17 protein-coding genes are annotated in these 17,194 nt (G+C 72.2%); 14 read left to right on the top strand and 3 right to left on the bottom strand.

The window, feature by feature from the left end; genetic code table 11:
- Nucleotides 1–11: 11 nt before the first annotated feature.
- The 3 genes from AC068B_RS28080 to AC068B_RS28090 all read left to right on the top strand — a co-directional run bounded on the left by AC068B_RS28080 (nt 12) and on the right by AC068B_RS28090 (nt 2,121).
- Nucleotides 12–899, top strand: a complete 888-nt coding sequence (locus AC068B_RS28080; protein ID WP_478674400.1) for a hypothetical protein — start codon at nt 12–14, stop codon at nt 897–899.
- A gap of 91 nt (nt 900–990) precedes the next feature.
- On the top strand, nt 991–1,455 hold the full coding sequence (locus AC068B_RS28085; protein ID WP_478674401.1) for a hemerythrin domain-containing protein: 465 nt from the start codon (nt 991–993) through the stop codon (nt 1,453–1,455).
- 105 nt (nt 1,456–1,560) lie between these two features.
- Entirely contained in the window at nt 1,561–2,121 is a 561-nt protein-coding gene (locus tag AC068B_RS28090) for a hypothetical protein (protein WP_478674402.1), read from the top strand.
- 19 nt (nt 2,122–2,140) lie between these two features.
- Here AC068B_RS28090 and AC068B_RS28095 read toward each other — a convergent pair whose 3' ends face one another.
- Complete coding sequence (locus tag AC068B_RS28095) at nt 2,141–2,554, bottom strand: VOC family protein (protein WP_478674403.1); 414 nt, start codon at nt 2,552–2,554, stop codon at nt 2,141–2,143.
- Nucleotides 2,555–2,646: 92 nt separating this feature from the next.
- Here AC068B_RS28095 and AC068B_RS28100 point away from each other — a divergent pair, with 92 nt between their 5' ends.
- A complete protein-coding gene (locus tag AC068B_RS28100) occupies nt 2,647–3,627 on the top strand; it encodes a helix-turn-helix transcriptional regulator (protein WP_478674404.1) in 981 nt (326 codons plus the stop codon).
- A gap of 15 nt (nt 3,628–3,642) precedes the next feature.
- Here AC068B_RS28100 and AC068B_RS28105 read toward each other — a convergent pair whose 3' ends face one another.
- Nucleotides 3,643–4,575 (bottom strand): MBL fold metallo-hydrolase, encoded by a 933-nt coding sequence (locus AC068B_RS28105; protein WP_478674405.1) that lies wholly within the window; start codon nt 4,573–4,575, stop codon nt 3,643–3,645.
- A 149-nt stretch (nt 4,576–4,724) separates the two neighbouring features.
- Here AC068B_RS28105 and AC068B_RS28110 point away from each other — a divergent pair, with 149 nt between their 5' ends.
- From AC068B_RS28110 to AC068B_RS28120, 3 genes are read left to right on the top strand one after another with little or no spacing between them, the layout of a single operon-like run.
- A complete protein-coding gene (locus AC068B_RS28110; RefSeq protein WP_478674406.1) occupies nt 4,725–4,937 on the top strand; it encodes a hypothetical protein in 213 nt (70 codons plus the stop codon).
- Nucleotides 4,924–6,315: an amidase gene (locus tag AC068B_RS28115; protein ID WP_478674407.1), complete on the top strand. Its 1,392-nt coding sequence runs from the start codon at nt 4,924–4,926 to the stop codon at nt 6,313–6,315. The genes AC068B_RS28110 and AC068B_RS28115 overlap by 14 nt, the downstream gene beginning before the upstream one ends.
- Before the next feature lie 36 nt (nt 6,316–6,351).
- Entirely contained in the window at nt 6,352–6,906 is a 555-nt protein-coding gene (locus AC068B_RS28120) for a TetR/AcrR family transcriptional regulator (RefSeq protein WP_478674495.1), read from the top strand.
- Here AC068B_RS28120 and AC068B_RS28125 read toward each other — a convergent pair.
- Nucleotides 6,891–7,610, bottom strand: a complete 720-nt coding sequence (locus AC068B_RS28125; RefSeq protein ID WP_478674408.1) for an MgtC/SapB family protein — start codon at nt 7,608–7,610, stop codon at nt 6,891–6,893. The two genes, AC068B_RS28120 and AC068B_RS28125, sit on opposite strands and share 16 nt — an antisense overlap.
- 393 nt (nt 7,611–8,003) lie before the next feature.
- Here AC068B_RS28125 and AC068B_RS28130 point away from each other — a divergent pair, with 393 nt between their 5' ends.
- The 7 genes from AC068B_RS28130 to AC068B_RS28160 all read left to right on the top strand — a co-directional run bounded on the left by AC068B_RS28130 (nt 8,004) and on the right by AC068B_RS28160 (nt 17,164).
- On the top strand, nt 8,004–9,293 hold the full coding sequence (locus AC068B_RS28130; protein WP_478674409.1) for an MFS transporter: 1,290 nt from the start codon (nt 8,004–8,006) through the stop codon (nt 9,291–9,293).
- Nucleotides 9,290–11,074 carry an alpha/beta hydrolase family protein gene (locus AC068B_RS28135; protein WP_478674410.1) on the top strand — a complete coding sequence of 595 codons (1,785 nt, stop codon included), beginning with the start codon at nt 9,290–9,292 and terminating at the stop codon, nt 11,072–11,074. The genes AC068B_RS28130 and AC068B_RS28135 overlap by 4 nt, the downstream gene beginning before the upstream one ends.
- 44 nt (nt 11,075–11,118) lie before the next feature.
- Nucleotides 11,119–11,247, top strand: a complete 129-nt coding sequence (locus tag AC068B_RS28140; RefSeq protein WP_263399473.1) for a hypothetical protein — start codon at nt 11,119–11,121, stop codon at nt 11,245–11,247.
- Nucleotides 11,248–11,314: 67 nt separating this feature from the next.
- Complete coding sequence (locus tag AC068B_RS28145; RefSeq protein ID WP_478674411.1) at nt 11,315–13,252, top strand: RiPP maturation radical SAM C-methyltransferase; 1,938 nt, start codon at nt 11,315–11,317, stop codon at nt 13,250–13,252.
- Between the two features lie 33 nt (nt 13,253–13,285).
- Nucleotides 13,286–13,939: a DUF5825 family protein gene (locus tag AC068B_RS28150; RefSeq protein ID WP_356265392.1), complete on the top strand. Its 654-nt coding sequence runs from the start codon at nt 13,286–13,288 to the stop codon at nt 13,937–13,939.
- A gap of 232 nt (nt 13,940–14,171) precedes the next feature.
- Nucleotides 14,172–15,275, top strand: coding sequence for a winged helix DNA-binding domain-containing protein (locus tag AC068B_RS28155; protein WP_478674412.1), 1,104 nt, complete (start codon nt 14,172–14,174; stop codon nt 15,273–15,275).
- Between the two features lie 89 nt (nt 15,276–15,364).
- The gene (locus AC068B_RS28160; protein WP_478674413.1) at nt 15,365–17,164 is read left to right on the top strand and encodes a hypothetical protein; all 1,800 of its coding nucleotides are present in this window, start codon (nt 15,365–15,367) and stop codon (nt 17,162–17,164) included.
- The last annotated feature ends 30 nt before the right edge of the window (nt 17,165–17,194 follow it).

Consider the following 17,194-nt stretch of genomic DNA (forward strand, 5'->3'; position numbering starts at 1 on the left):
ACACTGATCCCATGAACAGGGCGACGAGGGAACCACTGCCGGGAGGCGGGCTGGTCCTGACCGTGCCGGATGCCGTACCGCATGCCGCGACGGGCGCGCCCCCAAGACAGTCACCCCCGTCACTGCCAGCACTGCGCTTCGAGTGGACCACGAGCCGCCGCTGGACCCTGCTGCAGGGCGAACGGCCACTGATCAGGGCCCGGTCGGAGGGCGACGGATGCTGCCGCGACCTCCACCTGCACCGCCTGCCTGGACACCGCTCCCCGCTGCCGCCCCTGCCCGCCGCGATGATGCGGGCCGGGGGCGACTGGACCCACCGGTACGCGCGCTGGTTGGAGGATGCGCAGGGATACGGCCCCCTCCACCACGGACGCTGGCGGCTGTCCCCGCGCACCACGTTCGCTCCCGGCATCTGGAGCTGCGACCTCGTCCAGGACTGGCCCGACGCCACTCTCGAAATGCTCTGCGGGGGAGGGTGGCACGGTGTCCTGCCGCTGCGCCCGCTCCCGGCGCAGGACGCCCCACGCGTCAAGGCCCAGCGCAAGCACGTCCGTGAGGGCACCCTCGCGCCCGTACTGCTGTGGTGGGTGTCCCACCTGGACGGCTGGCTGCTCCTCGACGGTCACGACCGGGCGGCGGCCGCGCTGGCAGAGGGCACGCCACCGCCCTGCGTGGAACTGGTCCGCGTACCGGACGAGGCCGACTGGCGGGCGACCGCGGAGCAGGTCACGGAGGCACACGAGGAAGTGATGGCGCGCCTGGCCAGGCACCCCGCGAGTCCGCACACGGCCCGCCAACGGCAGGCCATGGAACGGGGCTACGCCGACGTCATCTCCACCCTCCCGTACGACGCGGAAGGCACCCCGATCTACGCACACGAGCGCACGCCGGACGCGTGATGTCTGCCGACTTCTGACACGGGGGGTGATGGGGGCGCTCACGCGCGCGTGGCACCGTGCCGGGAGCCGGTATCTCGCCTAGAACACCCTCATGTGCCACTACTGCGGTTGCCGAGAGGTCCCTCTGATCAAGGAGTTCATCGCCGAGCACGAGCGCGTGACCAATGCCGCGGGGGATGCGGTCCGCGCGCTGGAGAGGGGTGACACGGACCGGGCGCGCGTACTCGTGGACGAGATGGCCCGCGAACTGCACGCGCACTGGCGGGGCGAGGAGAACGGCCTCTTCACGGTGATGCGCGAGGATCCCGAGTACGCGGACTACATCGCGAACCTGGAGCTCGAACACCGCGAGCTGGCCGCCCTGTTGCCCGCCCTCGACCTGTCGGACCCTGGCGACGTACGCACCCTCGTCGAAGCCGTCGACGAGCTGCATCTGCACATCGCTAAGGAGGAGGACGGCCTCTTCCCGGCCTCGCTCACCGCGCTCGACGGCGACGACTGGAACCTCTCCATGGCGGCTTGGCGCGAGGCGCACCCCGCGCAGGGGGGTGTTTAGCGCACTGGCGGTTCACCGACCCCATCAGCTCATTTACCCGTACATACATGCGAGTCGAGGTATAGATTGCGGATCGCGACATGCGCGATCAAGGGGTGGGTGGGAATGACGGACGGTGCTGCATTCTCGGTGAGCGGGTGGCGCAACCGGGAGGTGGAAATGCCTCCGCGGAACGCGCGCGACGCGAAGATGCCGACGGTGATGGACTTTCGGGGCGGCTGGTTCACCTCTCAGTACCACCTGCACGCGCTGGATCGAGGGCCGGACCACGAGTCCGTCGGCCCGTGCCTGGCGACCATCATGGGACTGGGGCCCAACCGCTTCGTCCTGCCCGCCCGCTACAACAGTTTCCGCATCCGCCGGTTCAGCACCAGGGGAAACTCCGTCACACACGGGTCGTGGCACCTGCGCGAGCTGCGCCTCGATGAGCTGACGCAGCTCAGCGGGGAGGTCACCGGCAAACACGGGGACCTTTTGAACTATTCGGGCGGGACGGCGAGGCTGAGTTTCGAGTGGACGAGCGGTGACGGCGGAGAACTCAGTTTCCGGACCCTCACCGACTCCGGGCAGGAGCAAAGGCTGACGGAGGGGCAGGCTCTGCGGGGGACCGTCACGTTGCCGTCCGAAGGGCTGCTGCAGATCAGGGGTACGGCCGGTGGCGGCTGACCCTGCAGCCGGAGAACAGCTAGGCGAACTTCGCGACGGCCGCCGGAGTGACGGGCGTGAAGAAGTTGACGAGGTTGCCGTCGGGGTCGCGGAGCAGCAGGGAGCGGTTGCCCCAGGGCATGGTGGTCGGTCCGCTGACGAAGTCGGTGATCCAGGCGGACAGGTTCTCGTGCACGCGGTCGACGTCGTCGACGAGGTACTCGATGATCACGCTCTGATTGGCGGCCGGGCGCGCGGAGCCGGGCGCGAACAGCGGGACGGTGCGCGTGCCTGCTATCGCCAGGGCGGCGGTCGGGGTCCTGAGTTCGGCGAAGTCCTCGGTGGCCCAGGCGGCCTGCGCGCCGGTGGCCTTCTCGTAGAACTCGACGAGGCGGGCGACGTCGCCGGTGATGATGCGGACGGAGACGAAGTTCGTGGATTCCTTGGTGCTCATGCTCTTCTCCTTGGCTGCTGCGGTCGGTGTGCACCACACGCTAGGACAAATAGTGGACAGAATCGGTCCTCTATTGGCGTTAGGGTGCAAACATGTCTCGACCCGTCGGCCGCGTGCTCACACTCCTGGAACTGCTGCAGTCGGGCGGCACCCGCACGGTGGCCGAACTGGCCGACCGGCTCGGGGTCGACGGGCGGACCGTGCGGCGCTACGTGGATCAGCTGGTCGACCTCGACGTGCCGGTCGAGTCGGTGCGCGGCCGCTACGGCGGATACCGGCTCGCCCCCGGCACGGCGCTGCCCCCGCTGATGTTCGGCGACGACGAGGCGCTCGCCGTGCTGCTCGGTCTGGTCGCGGGGCGCCGGGCGGGGCTCACTCCTGGGGACACGGCGAGCGAGACCGCGGCGGCCAAGATCCGGCGGGTGCTGCCCGCCCGTCTCGCCCGCCGACTCGACACGGTCCTGGACTCCCTGGCCTTCACCGGCGAACCGGGCGTGTTCGCCGCACCGGACGCGGAGGTCCTGCTCGCTCTCGCCGACGCGGTACGCCATCGTCGGCCGGTCTCGCTCCGGTACACGGACCGCAAGGACCGGCGCAGTGACCGCACGTTCCACGCGTACGGCCTCGTCGCGCATGCGGGCCGGTGGTACGTGACGGGACTCGATCCGGAGATCGAGGAGGACCGGACGTTCCGGCTCGACCGCATCGCGACCGTGCGGCCCCTGCCCGGCTCGTTCGAGGTGTTGGACGGGCTCGATCCGGCGGACCGTGTTCTGACGGGGTTCGCCGACGCCGCCTACCGGTACGAGGTGACGTTGCGGATCCAGGGGACCGTCGAACAGGTCCGCGCCCGGCTTCCAGTCAGCGTCGCGAGGCTGGAGGAGTGCGTCACCGCGGAGGGCGAGGACGGTGAACCCTGGCTGCGCGCCGAAGTGCGGGCGGAGCGGCTCGACTGGCTGCCTCCGCTGCTCGCCTCGCTCGACAGGCCCTTCGTCATCGAACGCCCCGACGAACTGCGCGACCTCGTCGCCGAGTTCGCCGACCGTCTCGCTTCCTTCGCCCGCCGGGCCTGAGTGCGGGCAGGGGTGTCAGGACCCCGCGCGTGTCGGCGGGACCGGTGCCAGACGGTACGCAGCTCCGTCGCCGTCGGAGACCACGTGGCCGGACGTCGGGTCGGGGAAGTGGGTGCCGAGGAGCAGCGTCTCCGTACCGGCGAGCGAGGCGAGCAGGGCGCGGCGGGTGGCTTCGGACTGCGCGGGGTCGATGTCCACGCAGCTTCCGATGGCGGGGTGGGGGAGTTGTACGGGGTGGTGGAGCAGGTCGCCGGTGATCAGGGCTGATGCGTCGCCGCTGTTCACCTGGACGGCGATGTGGCCTGGGGTGTGACCGGGGGTGGGCACGAGACGCAGGCCGGGGGCGACCTCGGTGCCCTCGGCCGGGACGTCGACGAGGTCGAGCAGGCCCGCGTCCTCGACCGGATGCACGGAGTCGCGGAACATCTGCCGTCGCGGTTCGTCCATGTCGTATCCGGCCCAGAACTCCCGCTCGACGCGGGAGGTGACGTAGCGGGCGTTGGGGAAGGTGGGGAGCCAAGTGCCTTCCACCTCCCGGGTGTTCCAGCCGACGTGGTCCGTGTGCAGGTGGGTGAGGACGACGAGGTCGATCGAGTCCGGCGGGAAGCCCGCGTCGGTGAGGCGCTGCAGATAGTCGGTGCTCAGGTCGTGCCAGGCCGGGTTCGCCCGCGTCTTGCCGTTGCCGATGCCGGTGTCGACGAGTACGCGCAGGGTGCCCACGGTGAGCGCGAAGCTGTGGCTGTCGAGGTGCAGGACGCCCGCGTCGTCGGCGAAGTCCGGGCGCAGCCAGTGGTGTGGGGCTGTCACGTCGGGCGTCGCGGAGGGGAGCAGCCAGGGGCCGGTCGCGGGCGGCAGCGGGATCTCGTCGATGCGGTGGACGGTGACGTCGCCGACGGCCCAGTGGGGGGTCGGGGTGGCGGTCTGGGTGGGTGAAGCGTGCGTCTGCATGGGGCGGTCCCTTCGGTGCTGGCGGGTCTAAAGCTAACCGTTTGCGTTAAGCGAGAGTAGGTCTTACGTTGTGGCTAACGCAAACGCTTAGCTTTTAGCGGTGCGAGGTGTTCGTACGCCCGCACCGCACCGCAGCGAAAGGGATCTCCATGTCCGACGCCCCACCGCAGCTCACGCCGCCGGAGGCCGCCCGGTGGGCCGCGCGCTCCGGACTTCCGCTGGCAGGCGACCGCAGTCAGGCGGTGGCAGCCACGGCCGACCACATCCACTCCGTCGTCGCCGTCCTGCGCGAACTGGACTTCGCCGACACTCCGCCCGCCGCCCACCGCGTGGCAGAGGAGGCGCACGATGCAGCCGTATGAGTTGTCCCTGGCCGCCGCCGCGGACGAGATCCGGGCGCGGCGACTGTCCCCCGTCGAGCTGGTGGACTCGGTGCTCGACCGGATCGCACGGACGGAACCCGGCCTCCAGGCCTACGTGACCGTGACGGCGGAGCGGGCGCGCGAGTCGGCACGCGCAGCCGCAACCGATCACCTGAAGGGTCCGCTCCATGGAATCCCCGTGGCGCTGAAGGACCTGATCGACGTCGCCGGTGTGGCGACCACGGCAAGCTCCCGGGTCCGGGCGGACCACCGCGCGGTCGCCGACAGCACGGTCGCCGCACGACTGGCCGCTGCCGGTACCGCCCTGGTGGGCAAGACCCATACGCACGAGTTCGCCTACGGACTGACCACGCCCCAGACCCGGAACGCCTGGGACCCGGACCGCGTGGCGGGCGGCTCCAGCGGCGGTTCGGCCGTCGCCGTGGCGGCGGCCGCGGCGACCTTCGCCCTGGGCACCGACACCGGAGGATCGATCCGCGTCCCGGCCGCGTTGAACGGTGTCGTCGGCCTCAAGCCCACGTACGGCCTCGTGCCCCGGCGCGGCGTGACGTCCCTGTCCTGGTCGCTGGACCACGTGGGCCCCCTGACGCGGACCGTCGAGGACGCCGCCCTGGTGATGTCCGTCCTCGCGGGCCACGACCCCCGTGACCCGGCCAGCCTTCCCACCCCGTCGTCCGTGGACTACCGGCCGCTCCCGGGCGCGGACCTGACGGGCGTGCGGGTCGGTGTCCCGCGCAACTACTACTTCGAGCACGTCGACCCCGAGGTGGAGGCGGCGGTGCGGAGTGCCATCGCCCAGCTCGAGGCGCTCGGCGCGACGCTCGTCGAAGTCGAGATTCCGATGGCCCGCTACGTCCAGGCCACGCAGTGGGGCCTGATGGTCCCCGAAGCCACCGCCTATCACGAGCGGACGCTGCGCTCGGCTCCCGAGCAGTACGGCGCCGACATCCGTGTCCTGCTGGAGGCGGGCGCGCTCATGTCCGCCGGGGACTATCTGCGGGCCCAGCGGGCCCGCACGCTCATGCGCCAGGCGTGGCTGCGCATGCTGGAGGAGGTCGACGTGGTCGCCGCCCCGACCGTTCCCGTCACCGCGGTGCGCTCGGACCAGGAGGTCATCGGCTGGCCCGACGGTACGAGCGAGAGCGTCTCCGACGCGTACGTCCGCCTGTCGGCCCCCGCGGACATCACCGGTGTCCCGGCGCTGTCCGTCCCGGTCGGGCACGACGGAGCGGGGATGCCCATCGGCATGCAGCTGCTCGGGCGGCCCCTCGCCGAGGCCATGGTGCTGCGGGTGGGGCACGCGTACGAGGAGACGGTGCCCGCGCGTGGACACGCTCCGGTCGCCGTGGCGTCGTAGGAACGGCTTTAAGGTGATCTCGTGAGTCGTAGACCGATGGCGCGCCCCGGCGGGCGCAGCGCCCGCGTCCAGGAGGCGGTGCACACCGCCGTGCGTGAACTCGCGGAGGAGGTGGGCCGCGACGCGCTGACGGTTCCCCTGATCGCGGCCCGCGCCGAAGTCACCCCCTCGACGGTCTACCGCCGCTGGGGCGATCTGCAGACGCTCCTGTCGGACGTGGCGGTCGAACGGCTGCGTCCCGAGGCGCCGCCGGAGGACCTCGGCGACCTCAGGACCGATCTGCAGGCCTGGGCCGAGCAGTTCCTCGACGAGATGGCGTCGCCCGCGGGCCGCGCGTACATCCGCGACGCCCTGCTCGGCGACCCGGACGGCAGCAACGCGGGCCAGTGCTCCGCGTACGCGGCCGAACAGATCGACGTCATCCTCGGCCGCGCGGGCGACCGCGGGGAGACCCGGCCCGGCGTCGAGACGGTGCTGGACCACGTCGTCGCACCGATGATGTACCGCATCCTGTTCCGCCCGTCAGGGCACGACGCGGCCTACGCGCGGTCGCTGGTGGCCGGAGTGCTCGACGCTCACTCGTCGCCGTAGCCGGGCCGGGCGCACGCCACGACGCCGTCCACCGCCACGAACCGCGCCGTCAGCGCGTCCCCGTCGCCGTGGCCCGCCAGGGCCAGCAGCACCTCGACGGTGTGTTCCGTGTCGCCGCCGTACGCACCGATGGGGCCGGTGGCGCTGAGGGTGCGTACTTCGGCGATGTCGAAACCGGCGCGCGTGCACTCCGCGAACAGGTCGTGCAGCAGGCCGGGGCGCTGCAGGTAGGTGATGCGGAAGTGCACGGGCACCGAGCGCAGCAGTGAGAGCCTGCGGGCCAGGGGTCTGATGGCGTACGCGACGAAGAAGTACGAGGCGGTGGCGAGCACCGCGAGCCAGGGCAGCCCGGCCGCCGCCGCCGAACCCACGGCGGCCGTCAGCCAGATGGTGGCCGCCGTGGTCAGGCCCTGTACGGACCCCCGCTGCACGAAGATGACTCCGGCGCCGATGAAGCCGAGCCCGGAGACGATCTGGGCGGCCACCCGTGACGGGTCGAGGGTGACGGTGCCCGCCTGCAGCACGTCGGTGAACCCGTACTTGCTGACCAGCGTGAACAGGGCGGAGCCCACGCCGACGATGGTGTAGGTCCGCAGGCCCGCGGCCTTCTGCCGGATCTCGCGCTCCAGGCCGATCGCGGCGGACAGGGCGAAGGCCACGGCGAACTCGGCCAGTTGCAACCAGCCCTGCCCACTGGGTTCCATCGCTCGCCCTCCGCGGTCCTGGCGGTGCCGTTCGTATCGGCGCGAACCGGCCATACTCCCGTTCGACCGGCGCCGCCGACTGCTGCCCCCGCCACCCTAGGCGAGGGCTCGTACGTACGTAATTACCCCCCTTCGCACATTGATGTACGTGTCCTCTATGGCGTCCCTCGGGTCGCAGATGTCACTCACGCACCACCGGTCTCATGGGCCTTGCCGGAGGCCGCGCCTCCTCTTGTGGTTGCGGCAGAAACTCGTCTCGTGCCGCCCTCGCCGCGCTTTTCGGTCAGTGGCTCCCGCGCCTTGTAGCTCGCTCGGAGCGCTGGCTACGATCCCGCTCTCATTTCACTTCCTACACATCTCTTCACAGCTGCTTCATGTTCATGGAGGAAATGCGTGGAGTCGTTTGCGCAGGCGGACACGCCGGACCACGGCGGATCCACCGCTTCCGGAGCTATCCCTTCCGGACCCAACACCACCGGACCTGCCTCTCACGAAGGCACCTCCGCCCGCGACTTCCGCCTCTTCTGGTGGGCCAACGCCGCCGACGCCCTCGGCACCCAGGCCTCCGGCGTCGTACTCCCGCTGCTGCTCCTCTCGCTCGGCCACTCCGCACAGACCGCCGGACTCGTCGCCGGGCTCTCCCTGGCCGCCGGAATCCTGCTCGGACCGCTCGCCGCCGTCCCCGCCGACCGCGGCGCCCGCAAGACGATCATGTTCTGGTCCGCCACCGTCTCGGCGCTCGCCATGGGCTCCGTCGCCCTGGTACTCGCCCTCGGACACCTCGAACTCCCGCACCTGCTCGGCGCCGTCCTCGTCGAGAGGTTCGCCACCGCCACCCACGACGCCGCCTCACGCGGCACGGTCGCCCTGGTCTGCCCGCCCGACGACCAGCCCCGCGCCGTCGCCCGGCTCGCCGCCGCCGACCAGGGCGCGCTCATCCTCGGGCCCGCCCTCGGCGGCGCCGCCTACCAGCTCTCGCGTGCGCTGCCCTTCGTGGCCGACGCCCTCTCGTACGCCGTCGCCGCCTGCTGCGTACGCGGCATGCGGGCCGAGCTGAAAGCCCCGGCGGAGCCCACCGGAGGCGGCCTGCTCCGCGAGGCCGCAGCGGGACTGCGCCTGGTGCGGCAGCAGCCGCTGCTCCGGCTCGTGCTGGTGTGGATCGCCCTCGTCAACGGCGTTGCCGTCGCGCTCTATTACGCCGCCGTCTTCGCGCTGGAACGCTCCGGCTCCGGCGCCCTCCCGCTGGGCGGCGTCCTCGCCGTCTCCGGCGCCGCGGGTCTCGCCGGTTCGCTCGCCGCGCCCCGGGTCGCCGTCCGGGTCGGCGCCGCCCGGGTCCTCGTCGCCGTGACCTGGCTGCTCGTACCGCTCACCGCGGCCCTCGCCACCGCCGCAGGACCCTGGACGTACGGCCTGCTGCTCGGCGCGGTCTGCCTGCTCGTGCCGCTGCCCGCCGTCGTCCTCCAGGCGCGCGCCCTCGTCGTGACGGAGCCCTCGCTGCAGGCGCGGGTCGGCGCGGTGCTCGCGACCGCGTCCGGCGGCACCGCGGCCCTCGCCCCCGTCCTCGCCGGACTGTTCGCGGACCGGGTGGGCACCGCCGCACCCGCACTGGGCTGCGCCGCCCTGCTGACCCTGCTCGCCGTGCACACCACGCGGCGGTCCGCCCTCGCGGAGGCCGCCGCATGAGCCGCTTCCAGGTCTACCGCGCCGCGCTGCCCGAAGTGTGCGCCGCCGATCCGCGCCGGATGGTCTTCACCGCCGACGCCGACGGCCGCTGCGAGGTCTACACCTGGGACACCGCGGCCCGCAGCTCCCGCAGGGTCACCGACCGGCCCGGCGGCACCCTGCACGGCGCCATCGACCGGGACGCACGGGTCTGGTGGTTCGCCGAGGACGCCAGGGGCGTCGGCCACTGGCGCCACCAGGCCTTCACGGGCGGCCCCGACCGGCCGGGGCTCACCGGCATCCCGGACGGCACCGCCCGCGGACTCGCCGTCATCGGCGGACCCATCGCCACGGTCGGCATCGGACTCGACGACAGCACCACGATCCGCATCGGCCCGCGCGGCGGCCCAGGTCGCGAGGTGATGCGCGTCGACGGCCCCGCCGCCCTCGCCGGACTCGCCCCCGGCGGCGATCTGCTGGCCCTCACCCGCACCGCGGACTCGCCCGCCGCCGTCACCGTGCTCACCCCCGCGGGCACCGTGGCCGCGGTCCTGCCCGGGGACGGCCCGCACGGCAGACTGTGGGCCCTCGGCTTCGCACCCGCGGGACCGCGCTCCACGCTCCTCCTCGTCCGCGAGCGCGAGGAGCGCTACCTGCTCGCCACCTGGGCCCCCGCAACCGGCACCGTCACCCACGACTGGTGCGCCTTCGACACCCAGATCACCGCCCGCTGGTACCCGGACGGCCGCTCCGTCCTGATCCGCCAGGACCGCCACGGCCGCTCCCTGCTGCACCGAGCCCACCTCGAAAGCCGCACCCTGGAACCCGTGCCCACGCCGCCCGGCACGCTCCTGGACGCGGCCCCGCGCCCCGGCGGCGACCTCCACACCCTCTGGACCGACACCACGCACCCCCCGACGATGACCTCGAGCACCGGCACCCCGCTGCCCCCGCTCGGCACCGTCGCGGGCCGCGTCCCCGGCACCGTGCAGGACATCCGCACACCGGGCCCCGACGGTCCCGTACACACCTTGCTGAGCCTCCCCGAGGACGGACCAGGCCCGTACCCCGCCGTGTTCCTCGTGCACGGCGGCCCCGCCGACCACGACAGGGACGCCTACGACGGCACCGTGCACTCGCTCGTCGCCTCCGGCTTCGCCGTCGCCCGGGTCAACTACCGCGGCTCCACCGGCTACGGACCCCGCTGGCAGCGCGCGTTCCGCGACGGCGTCGGCCACACCCAGGTCGCCGACCTCGCCGCCGTCCACGCCGACCTCGCCGCGCGCGGCCTGATCCGCCCGGACGCGACCGGACTGTGGGGCACCTCGTGGGGCGGCTACCTCGTCCTGCTCGCCCTCGGCACGCGGCCCGGCCTGTGGCGGGCAGGCGTCGCCGTGAAGCCCGTCGCCGACTACGCCGCCGCCCACGCATCGGGCACCGTGGCCCTGCGCGCCCTGGACGAGCGGCTGTTCGGCGGTACCCCCGACCAGGTGCCCGGGCGATACGCGCACAGCTCCCCGATCCGGTACGCCGCCCGCGTACGGGACCCGCTCCTCGTCGTCGCCGCCACGCACGACACCAAGTGCCCTGCGGACCAGGTCCGTTCCTACCTCGGCGCGCTCGACGCGGCCGGTGCCCGGCACGAGTCCCTGTGGCTGGACTCCGGGCACGACGGCTACGACGGCGGCGACCACATGGCCGTACTGCGCCGCGCGGTGCTCTTCCTCGACCGGGAGCTCCGCCCACCCAGACGCCCCGCTCCGAAAGGTGCGGGGTCGATGCACCACACAGTTCAGCACTGAATGAGTGGATCACCGAATCACTGAACGACCGAGAGGAGAGAGCCATGCAGAAGGACGTCATCCACAACGACCCGCTCGCGGAGGACGAGACGAACCGTAGGCCGAGTGTCGGCATCACGGTCACCGTCCCGTTCCGCAACGCCGAAGACGGCGAAGACACCGTCGAGGACTGATCCTCACCGGCCGGCTCCCGGGCACGTTCCCGGGGGCCGGCCGACCCACACCCCCGGAGGAGCGCCCGTGCGCGTACTGCTGGTCAACATGCCCTGGTCGCCCATCGACCTTCCTTCGCTCGCCCTGGGCATCCTCAAACGGAGCGTGGACGAGCGCGTTCCCGGCGCCACCGCCGAGGTGCTGCACGCCAACCTCGCCTTCACCGACTGGATCACCGAGCGCACCGAGTTCACCGGTGACGACTACGAGTACTACGCGCTCTCCTCGTACTTCATGGGCTGCGGCGACTGGGTCTTCTCCTCGGCCCTCTACGACGACCCGAACTGGCGGGACGAGGAGTTCACCGCCACGATGACCGGCAAGCTGAAGGCCGCGCGGATGAAGATGACGCGCGAACTCCACCGGATCGTCCCCGAGTTCGTCGAGATGATCGCCCGTCAGGTCGTGGCGAGCGAACCCGACGTCGTCGGCTTCACCTCCACCTTCCAGCAGAACACCGCCGCACTGGCCTGCGCCCGCCGCGTCAAGGAGCTCGCCCCGCACCTCGTGACCGTCATGGGCGGCGCCAACTGCGACGGCGAGCAGGGCGCCGCCGTGCACCGCAACTTCGCCTTCGTCGACCACGTCGTACGAGGCGAGGGCGAGGCCGCCTTCCCCGCGCTCCTCACCGCGCTCACGGAGAAGACGCCGCTCGACGACATCCCGGGGCTCTGCCACCGCGACGCCGCGGGCAAGAGCGTCGCCAACCCCATGGCCGCCAAGCCGCTGCCGCCCGCCGCGATCCTGCCGCCCGACTACAGCGGCTACTTCGAACGCCTCGCCGCGTCCGTGGCCCGCAACTGGGTGGAGCCCAAGCTCGTCGTCGAGGGCGCACGCGGCTGCTGGTGGGGCGAGAAGCACCACTGCACCTTCTGCGGGCTCAACGGCTCGTTCATGGAGTTCCGTTCCAAGAGCCCGGACACCTTCTACGACGAAATCATGGACCTGGCCCGCCGCCACCGCGTCCTGGACATGTACGTCGTCGACAACATCCTCGACATGCGCTACCTGACGACCGTACTGCCGCGCATCATCGACAGCGGCTACGACCTGCGCCTGCACATCGAGATCAAGGCCAACATGAAGCGCAGCCAGCTGCGCACCCTCGCCGAAGCGGGACTCATCTACGTCCAGCCCGGCATCGAGAGCCTCAACAGCCGGGTCCTCGACCTGATGGACAAGGGTGTGAGCGGCTGCCAGAACGTCCGGATGCTGCGCGACGGCGCCGAGACCGGACTCTCCGTCGCCTGGAACTACCTCCACGGCTTCCCCGGCGAGAGCGCCGAGGACTACGACCCCGTCATCGCGCAGATCCCCGCCCTCGAACACCTCGACCCGCCCGTCGACCTCTCGGCCCGCATCGCCATCGAGCGCTTCAGCCCCTACTTCGAACGCCCCGAACTCGGCTTCACCGGCCTGCGGCCCGAGGGGCACTACCGCTTCACCTACGACCTGCCCGAAGAAGAGCTGTACGGCATGGCGTACGTCTTCGAGGCCCCGGCCCGCGGCATCGACGAGCCCACCGTGAAAACGCTCAACGCGGCCCTCGCCGACTGGCGCAAGCACCACACCGACGCCCGTCTCACCCACGACGACCACGGCGACCGTATCGTCCTCGTCAGCCGTCGACGCACCTTCTCCTGGCACGCCATGGAGCTGACCGACCCCTTCGAGCTGGCCGTCTTCCGCCTCCTCGACCAGCCGCACAGCGTTCAGGCCCTCCTGCGGAAGGCCGCCGCACGGGTCCCCGCCCCGGCCCGCGACGAGACCCAAGTCCAGGAACTCCTCGACTCCTGGACGGCCCTCGGCATCGTCTTCACCGATGCGGGCCAGTACGTGCACATCGCTCCGGCCGCGGTCAACGAGGACCTGCTCCGCCTCGACTTCATGCGGCACATCCACGCGGCGGACGCCGACCCCGCGTCCGTTGCCCAGGACGGCACCGGCGTCCCCGAACCGGCCTGACCCACCCGACCCGGCCCGACCTGGAGGAGCAAGATGACCGCCACCCTCGCCACGCCGACACTCCTGGCCTGGCGCGACTACGACCCCGCCGCGTGCGAGTTGCCCGGCATGTTCCTCGGCGAGGTGCCGCTGCCGGGACCGCCCCGCGGCCAGGCCGAGCGCCTGTGGCAGCTCGGCGCGCGCCGGGTGCGGCTGCCCGCCCCCGTCGACCTCACCGCCACCGCGGACCCGTCCGCCGCCCTGCACGGACTCGGCCTCGTCCGGGACCTGACCGCGCGGGCCGTCATGGTGGAGTGGGAACTGCGCCTGGACCCGGCCGCGGAGGACACCTGGCGACTGCTCAGCCACCTCCAGCCGCCCGCCGCGCTGCTGGGCCCGGCAGGCGCCGAGGAGGCCCTGAACACCTGGCGGCGCGGCCACTACCTGTGCAAGTGCCTGTGGCGCAAAGGCCCCGGCTTCATCCAGATCCGCGACCGCCGCTGGGGCGAACTGCGCCGCTTCACCGCCGACGAACCCGAGTACGAGACGGTCATCGACCGCCTCGACCACGGCGCGCTCGCCGACAGCGTGCCGAAGGCCGTCCTGGAGGACTTCCGCGCCGAACAACTCGTCATGGACATCGGCCCGTACGCCTGGTGGCTCCCGTACCGCGTCAGCCGCTGGCTCCAGCAGTCGATCGCGATCTGAGGGGGGCGCGATCCGCAGGACGGCGGGGGAGGGAGTCGCGGACAGAAGCTGACCGCGTCGTCTGCGACTGTGGTGCTCGGCCGAGGGACGTGGCAGCGCAGCACGCCGCGTCCTGGCGCCGCGCCGAGCCGTGAGACCCCAGGAGCAGCCGCATGTCCGTGCACGCCACCTCGACCCGACCGGCCCCGGGGCCCGCCCACCGGACGGCCGACGAGTCCCCGGCGGTGGCCCGGTGACCGTCCTCGACGCCCGGACTTTGGGCCGCGCCACGCTCGCCCGGCAACTGCTCCTCGACCGCGCCGACATGCCCGCGCTGGACGCGGTCGCGCACCTCTGCGGGCTGCAGGCGCAGGAACCGCAGGAGCCGTTCGTCGGACTCTGGTCCAGGCTGCGGGCCTTCGAGCCGGAAGCCCTCTCCGACCTGCTCGTCGAGCGCCGTGTGGTGCGTACGCACCTCATGCGCCGCACGGTCCACCTCGTCACCGCCGACGACGTCCTCGCCTGGCGCACCCGGCACGACGCGATGCTCCGCCAGCGGGTGCTCGGGGTCTACCGCCGCGAGCTCGACGGCGTGGACCTCGACGAACTCGCCGCGGCGGGCCGGAAGACGATGGCCGACGGGGAGCCGCGCACCATGGCCGAGCTCACGAGGGCGGTCGCAGAGCGCTGGCCGGGGGTGGCGCCGCGCGCGCTGGGGGAGATGCTGATCGCCGCCCTGGTGCCGATGGTTCAGCTGCCGCCGCGGGGCCTGTGGCGCACCAAGGGCGGCGTACGCAACCTCCCGCTCGCCACCTGGCTGGGCAGGGAGCCCGACACGGCTGACCCGGTCCTGGTGGGCCAAGCCCTCCTGCGCCGCTACCTGGCCGCGTTCGGCCCCGCCGCCACCGCCGACCTGCGCGCCTGGAGCGGCCTCGCCGGGCTCCCGGCCGCGGTCGCCGCCACCCGCGCGGAACTGGTCTCCTTCCGCGACGAGCGCGGCCGCGAACTGCTCGACCTCCCCGACGCGCCGCGCCCGGACCCCGATACGCCCGCACCCGTGCGCTTCCTGCCCGCGTTCGACAACGCGATCCTCGGCTACCAGGAGCGCGGCCGGATCATCGACGACGACCACCGCGGCCTGTCGGTCGCCGGGGAACGTGTCGTGCTGGTCGACGGGCGGGTCGCGGCGACCTGGACCGTGGAGAAGGACAGCGTGGTGGCGACCCCGCTGCGGCGCTTCTCCCGTGCGGAGCGCGCCGATGTCGCGGAGGAAGGACGGGCGATGGCGGCGTTCCTCACGGACGAGGCGGGCGAGGCGCACGAGGCGGGCGAGCGCGTACGGATCGAGGCCTTCTAACAGCTGCGGCAGCGGTGGGGGTCCTGGGGGTCCTGGGGCCGTAGTACCGGACGAGGTCCTTCCGGGGAGCCGTGGTGATGATGTGACGCGTGACCGACACTTCCCGCCGCAGTCTCCTCGGCGCCCTCGGGGCCCTCACCGTTTCGGCCGCGATTCCCCCGGCCGCCGCCACCGCGTCCCCGGCCCGCGCCACTCCCTCCACACCCGCCGCGTCGCCCGTACCGGCGTCCGCTTCCACGACCGGCCCGCGCTCCTCGATGACTTTCACCGGCACGCCGTACGACACGGCGGCCTTCGCCCGTTCCTCTCTCGGGGAGCTGAGCGCGACGGTGCTGCCGGGTGCGCCCGCGCGCACGGAGATTCGGCACGGGCAGCAGCGGGTCGCCGTGCTGACCAAGGGGGCCCGTACCGTCCTGCTGGCCGGGCCCGAGCGGACGTTCACGGAGAACAAGCAGTCCTTCATCGACGTGTTCGACCGGCTGGTCCCCGATCCGGCGCTCCTGCCCGCCAGGCAACTGAAGCCCGGTTGGGGCACCTCGCCCGGCGGCGGTACCTGGAGCGTGTACGGGGGGACGGCCGGTGATGCCGACTTCGGTGTCCACGCCAAGGGCGCGGCGACCATGCTCCTCAAGGACACGGAGGCGGGCCGCTACGCCACCCTGGCCGACGACGGGATATCCGACGCCGACGTCTCCTGTGAGGCCGCTTTCGACAAGGTGCCCACGGGCAACGCCTGTTCCTTCGCCCTGCTCTTCGGGTACCGGGGCGGCGGCGCCCACTACCGGGCCAGGCTCTCCTTCACCACGAAGGGGGAGGTCGACCTGCGCGTCGAGAAGGTGCTGAACGGCGAGACGACGCTGCTGGCCGAGGCGGGACCGCTCGCCACGGATGTGCGGGCGGGCGACGCGTGGCGGATCCGGGTGCGCCGCAAGGGCGCGAAGGCGCAAGTAACGGCGTGGCCCGCTGCCGGAGCGGAACCCACGCGGCCCACCGCGGAGATCGAGGACTCCGAGGCCGGGCTGCGCAGCGGGCGGGTGGGCGTCCGCGGCTTCGCCTCTCCCGGCTGCACGAATCTGCCCGTCACCCTGACCGTCGGCCGTTTCGAGGTGACCGCCGCGACCTGGGAGGCGCCGCCCTCGGTCACCCATCGCGACTGGGTGCGGCTCCTGGACGCGCCGTTCGACGGCGAGTGGACACCGGCCGTCGAGGCTTCCGTGCGCGGCTGGGCAGGTTCGATGGCCCCGGACGTCCTCTCGTACGCGATGATGTTCCTGCCCGGCGCCCCGGGCGTGCGGGGCGCGGACCCGCGGGTGGCGGGCGCGGACGTCCTGGGCGAGGCCGGGTACGGAAAGCCCGACAGTCAGGGGCTGCGTCCCGTCGGCGCGGACTTCCACGACTACATGGCACGGTCGTGGACCTTCCCCGACCAGACCAGGCGGCCGGAGGACGGCCAGCGCGGAAACCTGGACTGCTCCGGCTACGTGCGGATGGTCTACGGCTTCCACCTGGGCGTGGGCATGGTGGCGCTGAAGGACCCGGCGAAGAAGACACTGCCCCGCAAGTCCGGCGCGATGGTGGACTTCGCGCCCGGCGTCCGCGTCGCCCAGCGGGCGGGCAGTGGCGGTTCCACGCCCGATCTGGGGCAGTTGCAGCCGGGTGACCTGGTCCTGTTCGACGTCAACGACGTGGCGGGGGACCCCGAGGATCCGGACGCGTACGACGTCGATCACGTGGGCATCTACCTCGGCCCCGACCGGGCGGGCAAGCGGCGTTTCCTCTCCAGCCGCAAGAGCGCCGACGGCCCCACCATGGCCGACGTCTCGGGTGCGTCCACCCTGGACGGGCCGGGAATCTACGCGGACTCCCTGCACACCGTCCACCGCGTCTGAAGGGACGAGGTCGTGGCCAAGTACAAGCGC

This window comes from Streptomyces sp. NPDC042371, from assembly GCF_056437465.1.

Bases quoted from the DNA above. Each gene is read 5' to 3' on its own strand.
- AC068B_RS28080 (WP_478674400.1), top strand. From the start codon at position 12: ATGAACAGGGCGACGAGGGAACCACTGCCGGGAGGCGGGCTGGTCCTG.
- AC068B_RS28085 (WP_478674401.1), top strand. From the start codon at position 991: ATGTGCCACTACTGCGGTTGCCGAGAGGTCCCTCTGATCAAGGAGTTC.
- AC068B_RS28090 (WP_478674402.1), top strand. From the start codon at position 1,561: ATGACGGACGGTGCTGCATTCTCGGTGAGCGGGTGGCGCAACCGGGAG.
- AC068B_RS28095 (WP_478674403.1), bottom strand. From the start codon at position 2,554: ATGAGCACCAAGGAATCCACGAACTTCGTCTCCGTCCGCATCATCACC.
- AC068B_RS28100 (WP_478674404.1), top strand. From the start codon at position 2,647: ATGTCTCGACCCGTCGGCCGCGTGCTCACACTCCTGGAACTGCTGCAG.
- AC068B_RS28105 (WP_478674405.1), bottom strand. From the start codon at position 4,575: ATGCAGACGCACGCTTCACCCACCCAGACCGCCACCCCGACCCCCCAC.
- AC068B_RS28110 (WP_478674406.1), top strand. From the start codon at position 4,725: ATGTCCGACGCCCCACCGCAGCTCACGCCGCCGGAGGCCGCCCGGTGG.
- AC068B_RS28115 (WP_478674407.1), top strand. From the start codon at position 4,924: ATGCAGCCGTATGAGTTGTCCCTGGCCGCCGCCGCGGACGAGATCCGG.
- AC068B_RS28120 (WP_478674495.1), top strand. From the start codon at position 6,352: ATGGCGCGCCCCGGCGGGCGCAGCGCCCGCGTCCAGGAGGCGGTGCAC.
- AC068B_RS28125 (WP_478674408.1), bottom strand. From the start codon at position 7,610: ATGGAACCCAGTGGGCAGGGCTGGTTGCAACTGGCCGAGTTCGCCGTG.
- AC068B_RS28135 (WP_478674410.1), top strand. From the start codon at position 9,290: ATGAGCCGCTTCCAGGTCTACCGCGCCGCGCTGCCCGAAGTGTGCGCC.
- AC068B_RS28140 (WP_263399473.1), top strand. From the start codon at position 11,119: ATGCAGAAGGACGTCATCCACAACGACCCGCTCGCGGAGGACGAGACG.
- AC068B_RS28150 (WP_356265392.1), top strand. From the start codon at position 13,286: ATGACCGCCACCCTCGCCACGCCGACACTCCTGGCCTGGCGCGACTAC.